The following is a 7,813-nucleotide window of genomic DNA, read 5'->3' on the forward strand; positions in this document are numbered from 1 at the left end:
CTGGCAGCGCCGGACAGCGCTGCGCCAACTACCCGTCCCGCTATTTCTTGGGCTCGGGGTTTGCTTCCATTTCCGCAAAAGTCTTCTTGACGATCTTGATCGCGTGATTGGCCGCCGGAACGCCCGCATAGACGGCGACGTGCAGCAGCGCCTCCTTGATGTCCTCCTTGGTCGCGCCCGTGTTGCGCGTGGCGCGGACATGCATGGCGACTTCGTCGTCCTGGCCGAGCGCGGCCAGGAGCGCGATCGTGACGATGGAACGCTCGCGCAGGGTGAAACCGGGGCGCGACCACACCGAACCCCAGGCGCCTTCGGTGATGAAGGTCTGGAAATCCTCGTCGAACTCCGTCATCTGCGCGCTCGCCCGGTCCACATGGGCGTCTCCGAGCACCTTGCGGCGCACCGCCATGCCCGCCTTGTAGCGTTCGCTCACGTTCTTCTCAGACAAGTCCGGCCTCCTGAAGATGCTCTTTGATGAGTGCCGACAGCACCGCCGGCTTCTCGATGCAGGGGATATGCCCTGCCCCGTCGATCAGCGCGAAACGCGCGCCCGGAATGAGATCGGCCGTGCTTTGCACCAGGTCTGGCGGCGTCGAACCATCCTGGTCGCCGGCGACGCACAGGGTCGGAATCGTGATGCGGCCGGCATCCGACCTCAGATCGGCGTCGCGGATCGCGGCGCAGGTCCCGGCATAGCCGTGAGCCGGCGTGCGCACCAGCATGTTGCGCCAGCCCGCGAGCTCAGCCGCATGGGTTTGGTGGAACAGCGGCGTGAACCAGCGCTGCAGGACGTTGTCCGCGAGCGGCTCTATGCCGTCGTTTTCGACGCCGGCGATCCGCTCGGCCCAGAGTTCCGGCGTTCCGATCTTGGCCGCCGTGCAGCAGAGCGTGATGGTCTGGATGCGCTCGGGACAACGCACGGCGAGACGCTGGGAGATCAGGCCGCCGACGGAGAGACCGACGAGTGAGAAACGGTCGACTCGGAGGTGATCGAGAAGCCCGAGCAGATCGTCCGCATGCTCATCGATCGTATAGGGCGCTGGCGGCGCATCTGACAGGCCATGTCCGCGCTTGTCATATAGCACGACGCGGAACCGGTCGGCGAAGGCCGGGACAACCTCCTGCCAGATACGGAAGTCGCTGCCGAGGGAGTTGATGAAGACGAGAACCGGGCCGTCGGACGGACCGACGACCTGATGTTGAAGAACGATGCCGTTGATGCTTGCGAATGCCATGCCAGACCTCAATGCAGCGAGCCGACGCCGATATAGTGCTCGACCAGTTCCTGATCGGCGCGCAGAGCCTCGCTCGTTCCCTGCCAGGCGATGCGCCCGCGCTCCAGGATCATGACGGATTCGGCGAAATCCAGGGCGCTTTCGAGACGCTGCTCGACGAGAAGGATCGTCATCTCGCCGGTCGAGGCGAGTCGCGTGAAGGCGGCCATCAGCTCCTCGCAGATCACCGGCGCCAGCCCTTCGAGCGGTTCGTCGAGGAGCAGCACCGAGGGGCGGCCGAGAATGGTGCGGGCCGTGGAGAGCATCTGCTGCTCTCCCCCGGACAATTGCCAGCCGAGATTGCTCCGCCGCTCGTGCAGGCGCGGAAACATGTCGTAGGCTTCCTGAATGACGCTGCGCGGCCGGTCCTTCAGGCCGACGACGAGGTTCTCCTCGACGGTCAGCGAGCGGAAGATGTCGCGCGTCTGCGGGACGAGGCCGATGCCCCGTCTCGCGCGCTCGGAACTCTTGAGTGTCGACACATTGGCGCCGCCGATCAGGATCTCGCCGCCATAGCGCCGGTTCATGCCCATGAGGGTCGATAGAAGCGTGGTCTTACCCATGCCATTGCGGCCGAGGATCGACAGGCGCGCGCCGGAGGGGACCGAAAAGGACACATCCTCCAGCACGATCGTCGGGCCATAGCCCGCGCTCAATCCGCGGACTTCAAGCGATTCTGCGGGCATGGGCATAATTCCCCAGATAGGCCTCTCGGACCTTTTCGTTTGCGGCGACCTCCGACGGCAAACCCTCGAAGATGATCTCACCGGCCGCCAGCACCACCACGCGCTTGGCGAAGCGGAAGACGAGGTCCATGTCGTGCTCGATCATCAGCACGGCGAGGCTCGGCGGAAGCCGTTCGAGCGCCTGCTCGATCCTCGGCGTATCGCTCGACGGCACGCCGGCCGCCGGCTCGTCGAGAAGCAGAACCTTCGGCCGCAAAGCCAGCGCGATGCCGATCTCCAGCAGCCGCTGCTGGCCGTAGGCGATTTCGCCGACCCTGCGGCGCGCTACATCGAGCAGACCGAGGGTGGAGAGAATGCTCTCGACCTCGCCGACCACTTCCGAATGACCCGTGAAGCGGCTGAGAATCCGGTTGGCCTTGCCCTCCCGCTGCAGCACGGTCAGCGTCACGTGCTCTTCCGGCGTCATCTGCGAGAACAGCCGCGTGACCTGGAAGGTGCGCACCAGCCCCTTGCGGACGCGCCGCACGGCGCCGAGCTTCGTCACATCCTCGCCGTTGAGGACGACGCGTCCGGCGCTCGGATGGATCTGTCCCGTCACCAGATTGACGAAGGTAGTCTTGCCGGCACCGTTCGGGCCGATCAGGGCAAGCCGCTCTCCCGCGGGCATGGAGAGAGAAATGTTCCGGCTGACGGCGAGGCCGCCGAAATTCTTGGTCAGGCCCTCGACGCGAAAAAGATCGCTCATGCCTTCCCCCTCTTCGCGCGATGGCCCGACGCGGAGAACCTGTCGAGCAGGCCGCTCAGTCCGCCGGGAGCGGCGAGCACCACCGCGATCAGCAGGGCGCCGACCATGGTCATCCAGTGGAACGGGTTGATCGCCGAGACGAAATGCTCGAAGCCCATGAAGATCACCGTTCCGACAAGCGCGCCGTAGAGGCTGCCGAGCCCACCGAGAACCAGCATGACGAGGGCGTTTGCGGACAATTCGAAGCTCACGCTGTCGAGGCCGACCACCTGGGTCGAGATCGCGGCGAGGGCGCCGCCCATGCCGGCGACCGCGCCCGAGATCACGAACATCTTCAGGAGCACCGGGAACACGAAGGAGCCCATGGCGCGGATGCGGATCGGGTCCTGCTTGATGCCGCGGCAGAGCATGCCGAAAGGCGAGGACACGACGAATTTCAGGATGATGAAAACGAGGACCAGAAGTGCGAGGCCGAAGAGATAGGCTGTGCGGCCCCACAGGTCGAACGCGAACATGCCGAAGAGCGGGCTCACCATCAGCCCTGCCAGCCCGTCGCTGCCGCCGGTATAGGCGGAGGCTTTGTTCGCGGCCTCATGGAAGAGCTGGACGATGGCGATGGAGAGCACGAGCTGGGCGAGCCCGTGCGCCCGCAGCATGATCGTGCCCATGAGGAGCCCGGCGACGGATCCGGCAACCGCGCCGATGAGGATGAGCGTCACGGGCTCGGTGATGCCGTTCACGCAGGCGATGCCCGCCGCATAGGCGCCCGCGCCGAAAAGAGAAGCTTGCCCCAGGGTTGCGACGCCGCAATAGCCGGTGATGAGATCGATCGACAGGACGAGCAGCGCCGCGGCGATGACGCGGGTAAGCAGCGCGAGATTGTCGGGAAACAGCCAGTAGCCTGCCAATCCCGCCGCGATGATGAGAGCAATGCCGATGACATCCCGCAGCCAGCGGCGGTCGGTGGACGCGGACACCGCAACTCTCTCCGTTTGAGCGATCGCTTCCACGTTACTGAGCCCTTCCGAAGAACCCGCGCGGGAACACGCAGACGATGGCGATCACGGCGGCATAGAAGAAAAAGTTGCCGAACTCGGGCATCAGGTAGCGCCCGGTCGTGTCCACCGCGCCGAGCAGGAGGCAGGCGACGACGGCACCGGGAATGGAGCCCGCTCCGCCGACCGAGACCACGACGAGGAAGGTCACCATGTAGCGCAGGGCGTAATACGGTTCGATGGGCAGGAACTCTGCGCCGACCACGCCGCCGAGCGCCGCGAGCCCGATGGCGATGGCGAAGCTGATCGCGTAGACAACCTGCGTGCGGACGCCCAGCGCATCGGCCATGGCCGCATTGTCCACGGTCGCCCGCAGCTTGATGCCGAAATCCGTCTTCTCGATCAGGAACCAGAGGCCTCCCGCCACGACGAGACCGCAGGCCATGACGAAGAGGCGGTGCGCGGCGATGGTCTTGAATCCCACATCGATAGGCTGGCTCAGGCTGCCGGGCAGCGGGATTGTCTTCAGGGTCGGTCCGAAGAAATAGTTGGTGATGCCGATCACGCAGAAGGTGATGCCGATGGTCATCAACACCTGCGTGAGCTCGGGGCTGCCGTAGATCCGGCGATACAGCAGCCGTTCGATGGGAATGGAGATGATGACGGTGCCGATGATCGCGAGGAAGATCGCGACCGCATAGCCCAGACCGAGATCGCGCGCCGCATAGGAAGCGATGTAGCCGGCGATCATGGCGAAGGCACCATGCGCCAGGTTCACCACGCGCATCAGGCCCATCGTGAGCGACAGGCCGATGCAGATGATGAAGAGGGCCATGCCGTAAGCGAAGGCGTCGATCGCGATGCTGAGGACGGTCTGCATGGAATATCCCGGACGCGTGGCGGTTCGGCTGTTTGAAGGCGCGGCATTTTCAGCCGCGCCTTCCGAGGTCAATTGTCTCGCTTACTGGGTCGCGAGACCGGGATCCTTCTGGTTCGGGAAGGTCTGGATTTCCTTGTTGATGGACTTGCCGTCGGCACCCTTCGCCACCTCGCGCAGATAGATGTTCTGCGTGATATGCCGCGTCGCGGGCTCGATGCTGACCGGCCCACGCGGGCTCGTCCAGGAAAGGCCCTTCACGGCATCCACCGCCTTCTGGGCATCCTGCTTGCCGCCGGTGGCTTCGATCATCTTGTAGATGACGTGCATGCCGTCATAGGCACCGACGGAGGGGAACGAGAGTTGCTCGGCCGAGCCGATCGCCTTGGTGGCAGCCTCCACGAACTTCTTGTTCTCCGGGCTGTCGTGCGAGACCGCATAATGGAAGCTGGTCTTCAGGCCGTCCGCCGCATCGCCGAGTGCCGGCAGATCCGATTCCTGCGTGAGATCGCCCGGCGCATAGAACTTGATGCCGGCCTTCTTGAGACCCGTCTCGTTATAGGCCTTCGCAAAGCCGAGGGTCGGAGGGCCGGAAGGAAGGAAGGCGAAGAGCCCGGCAGCGCCGGAATCGCGCACGCGCTGCATGATCGGGCTGAAATCGTTGGTGTTCATCGGCATGCGGATGGATTCCACCACCTGACCGCCGGCCGCCTCGAAGGCTTTCTTGAAGGCGTTTTCCGCATCGACGCCGGGGCCGTAATCGCTGACGATCGTGATCACCTTCTTCACGCCTTCATCGACGGCAACCTTGCCGAGCGGCGTCGTCGTCTGCGCGGTGGTGAAAGAGGTTCGAACCACCAGCGGCGAGGTGTTCATGATCGCGGAGGTCGCCGCGTTGAAGATCACGAGCGGCGTGTTGGCCTGAGCGAGCAGCGGCGTGATCGCCATGGCATCCGGCGTGAAATAGACGCCGCCGAGATACTGCACCTTCTCCTTGACGACCAGTTCCTGCGCGAGCGCACGCGACTGGGCGGGGTTGGCGGCGGGCAGATCGCGGTAGATCACCTCGATGTCGTTGCCCTTCACCGACTTGCCGTTGAGCGCCATGTAGGCCTCGACACCGGCCTGGAAGTTCTTGCCCTGCAGCGCGAAGGGTCCGGAGAACGGCCCGATGATGCCGATCTTGATCGTCTCGGCCGAAGCGGAAACCGAACCCGCCAGCAGGGCTCCCAGGGCGACGCCCAGAATTCTCTTTGAAATCCTCATAAGCCGTATCCTCCCTCTGAACTGTCCCGATCTCACGTCGACGGATCGCGTTGTGTTAGTCCATTGTCTAGCCTAATGTGCGCATTGCGAACATTGAAAGCTATATCGCACATGTAGTACGGTTTAGGCAGGTGGTGTCAAGGCTACCAAAGTCCAGCATACGCCTGTCGGAGCAGAAGATGCAGAGCGAAGAGACCGGTGATCAGACGGGCGGCGACCGCGATTTCGTAGCGAGCCTCGAGAAAGGTCTGATGGTGATCGAGGCTTTCGATGCCGGCCGCCAGCGTCTGACCCTGTCAGACGTGGCAAAGCTCACCGGCATCACCCGAGCGGCGGCGCGGCGATATCTTTTGACCCTGACCAAGCTGAACTATGCCGATTTCGACGGGCGTTACTTCACCTTGAGCCCGCGCATCCTGCGCCTCGGCTATGCTTATCTCTCCTCCGCATCGCTTCCGGCCCGGGTCCAGCCCTTCCTGGAACGGATCTCGGAGGAGACGGGAGAATCGAGCTCGGCAGCGATCCTCGACGGCGACGACATCGTCTATATCGCCCGCTCGGCGACGCGGCGGATCATGTCCATCGGTTTGGGGGTCGGAAGCCGCCTCCCCGCCTATTGCACGTCGCTCGGCCGCGCGATCCTGGCCTATCAGCCCGAGGTCATGATCGATGCCTATGTTCAGCGCGTGCGGCTCGAGCCGCGCACGCCGAAGACGGTGACGGACAAAGCCGCGTTCCGGGCCATCCTCGATGCCACGCGCCGGCAGGGCTACGCTCTCGTCAACGAGGAGCTCGAATTCGGCCTGCGTTCCATCGCCGTGCCGGTGGTCGAAAAGAGCAACCGGGTGACCATCGCGCTCAATCTCAGCGCCCAGGCTGGGCGAGTCTCGGCGGAGGAGATGAGGGAGCGCTTCCTGCCGGCTCTCAAGGCAGCGAGCGAGTCGCTGGGCTACCTGATCTGATCCATCGGCACGGGCCGGCAGCCGAGCAGCATGCGGGCCTCCTGCGGCGTCGCGGTGCGGTGACCGTGCCGCTCGACCGCAAGAACCGCATGCTCGACGAGCTCCGCATTGCTGGAGGCGAGCCGCTCCTTTTCGATCCGGATATTGTCTTCTAGCCCAGTGCGGACCGCATCGGCGCCGCGGGCGAGCGCCCAGTCCATCACTTTCGCCTGATGCCGGCCGATACCCGCCGCCGTCCAGGTGCAGGTCGGGAAAAGGTGCTTCGCTTCCTTGAGAAGGATGTCGAGCAGCCGCTCCTCCGCGGGCAGTGCGTTCACGATGCCTAAGACGAACTGGATATGCGGCGTGTCGTCGATGAGTCCCTTGTCGGCGAGGCGCCTGGCGCCGTGCAGATGGGAGAGATCGAAGATCTCGATCTCCGGCCTGATCCCGAACTCCTTGATCTTGCCGGCCATCTCCTCGACCAGGATCGTATGATTCTCGTAGATGATGGTCGGGAAATTGACCGACCCGGTCGAGAGCGAGGCCATGTCGGGCCTGAGCGAGAGTGCGCTGCTGCGCTGTCCGGGATCCCGCCCTCGCCCGCCGGTCGAGAACTGGACAATCATGCCCGGGCAATGCTTTTCGACACCCGTCTTGACCGCCGCGAAGCGCTCGGGATCCGAGGAAGACGTCTCGTCGTCGTCACGGACATGGATATGGACGAGAGTGGCTCCCGCCTCATAGGCCTGCTGCGTCGACTCGATCTGCTCGGCGGGCGTGATCGGCACGGCCGGGTTGTCCCTCTTGCGCGGAACCGACCCGGTGATCGCGACGGCAATGACGACAGGCTTCACGAGCTCCCTCCTCACCGGCGAGCGGGACATGATCGCCAGATAGCGCGTACGGACGAGCAAGCGAGCCGGAGGACCGGAAAAATCGGTCGCCTAGAAGGTATGGCGCTGGCTCACCTCTCCTTGAGGGAGAGGTCGCGCCGGAGGCGCGGGTGAGCGACTGTCTTGTTGGTCA

General features: G+C 64.3%; 9 protein-coding genes. 1 reads left to right on the forward strand and 8 read right to left on the reverse strand.

Annotated features, from left to right (window positions below; translation table 11 throughout):
* Positions 1-40 precede the first annotated feature (40 nt).
* The 7 genes from pcaC to JKL46_RS21290 form a co-directional block, all read right to left on the reverse strand.
* Positions 41-448 (reverse strand): 4-carboxymuconolactone decarboxylase, encoded by a 408-nt coding sequence (pcaC, locus tag JKL46_RS21260; RefSeq protein WP_246529439.1) that lies wholly within the window; start codon positions 446-448, stop codon positions 41-43.
* Positions 441-1,235 carry a 3-oxoadipate enol-lactonase gene (pcaD, locus tag JKL46_RS21265; RefSeq protein WP_201837083.1) on the reverse strand — a complete coding sequence of 265 codons (795 nt, stop codon included), beginning with the start codon at positions 1,233-1,235 and terminating at the stop codon, positions 441-443. Before pcaD ends, pcaC begins: the two co-directional genes overlap by 8 nt.
* An 8-nt stretch (positions 1,236-1,243) precedes the next feature.
* Positions 1,244-1,960, reverse strand: a complete 717-nt coding sequence (locus JKL46_RS21270) for an ABC transporter ATP-binding protein (RefSeq protein ID WP_201837086.1) — start codon at positions 1,958-1,960, stop codon at positions 1,244-1,246.
* Positions 1,941-2,705: an ABC transporter ATP-binding protein gene (locus JKL46_RS21275; protein ID WP_201837088.1), complete on the reverse strand. Its 765-nt coding sequence runs from the start codon at positions 2,703-2,705 to the stop codon at positions 1,941-1,943. The genes JKL46_RS21270 and JKL46_RS21275 overlap by 20 nt, the downstream gene beginning before the upstream one ends.
* Positions 2,702-3,682: a branched-chain amino acid ABC transporter permease gene (locus JKL46_RS21280; protein ID WP_343074089.1), complete on the reverse strand. Its 981-nt coding sequence runs from the start codon at positions 3,680-3,682 to the stop codon at positions 2,702-2,704. Before JKL46_RS21280 ends, JKL46_RS21275 begins: the two co-directional genes overlap by 4 nt.
* Positions 3,683-3,716: 34 nt before the next feature.
* Positions 3,717-4,580, reverse strand: a complete 864-nt coding sequence (locus JKL46_RS21285; RefSeq protein WP_201837089.1) for a branched-chain amino acid ABC transporter permease — start codon at positions 4,578-4,580, stop codon at positions 3,717-3,719.
* Positions 4,581-4,661: 81 nt separating this feature from the next.
* Complete coding sequence (locus tag JKL46_RS21290; RefSeq protein WP_201837091.1) at positions 4,662-5,843, reverse strand: ABC transporter substrate-binding protein; 1,182 nt, start codon at positions 5,841-5,843, stop codon at positions 4,662-4,664.
* Between the two features lie 179 nt (positions 5,844-6,022).
* Here JKL46_RS21290 and JKL46_RS21295 point away from each other — a divergent pair, with 179 nt between their 5' ends.
* A complete protein-coding gene (locus JKL46_RS21295; RefSeq protein WP_201837093.1) occupies positions 6,023-6,805 on the forward strand; it encodes an IclR family transcriptional regulator in 783 nt (260 codons plus the stop codon).
* On the opposite strand, the gene JKL46_RS21300 is transcribed toward JKL46_RS21295, so the two are convergent.
* Positions 6,793-7,641: a 3-oxoadipate:acetyl-CoA acetyltransferase gene (locus JKL46_RS21300; protein WP_343074090.1), complete on the reverse strand. Its 849-nt coding sequence runs from the start codon at positions 7,639-7,641 to the stop codon at positions 6,793-6,795. The genes JKL46_RS21295 and JKL46_RS21300 overlap by 13 nt on opposite strands.
* Between the last annotated feature and the right edge of the window lie 172 nt (positions 7,642-7,813).

The sequence above is a fragment of the Microvirga zambiensis WSM3693 genome, from assembly GCF_016735695.1.
Classification (GTDB): domain Bacteria; phylum Pseudomonadota; class Alphaproteobacteria; order Rhizobiales; family Beijerinckiaceae; genus Microvirga; species Microvirga zambiensis.

What these genes read in the sequence shown, in the direction of transcription:
- pcaD (WP_201837083.1), bottom strand. Translation starts at nt 1,235, where the DNA reads ATGGCATTCGCAAGCATCAACGGCATCGTTCTTCAACATCAGGTCGTC.
- JKL46_RS21270 (WP_201837086.1), bottom strand. Translation starts at nt 1,960, where the DNA reads ATGCCCGCAGAATCGCTTGAAGTCCGCGGATTGAGCGCGGGCTATGGC.
- JKL46_RS21275 (WP_201837088.1), bottom strand. Translation starts at nt 2,705, where the DNA reads ATGAGCGATCTTTTTCGCGTCGAGGGCCTGACCAAGAATTTCGGCGGC.
- JKL46_RS21285 (WP_201837089.1), bottom strand. Translation starts at nt 4,580, where the DNA reads ATGCAGACCGTCCTCAGCATCGCGATCGACGCCTTCGCTTACGGCATG.
- JKL46_RS21290 (WP_201837091.1), bottom strand. Translation starts at nt 5,843, where the DNA reads ATGAGGATTTCAAAGAGAATTCTGGGCGTCGCCCTGGGAGCCCTGCTG.
- JKL46_RS21295 (WP_201837093.1), top strand. Translation starts at nt 6,023, where the DNA reads ATGCAGAGCGAAGAGACCGGTGATCAGACGGGCGGCGACCGCGATTTC.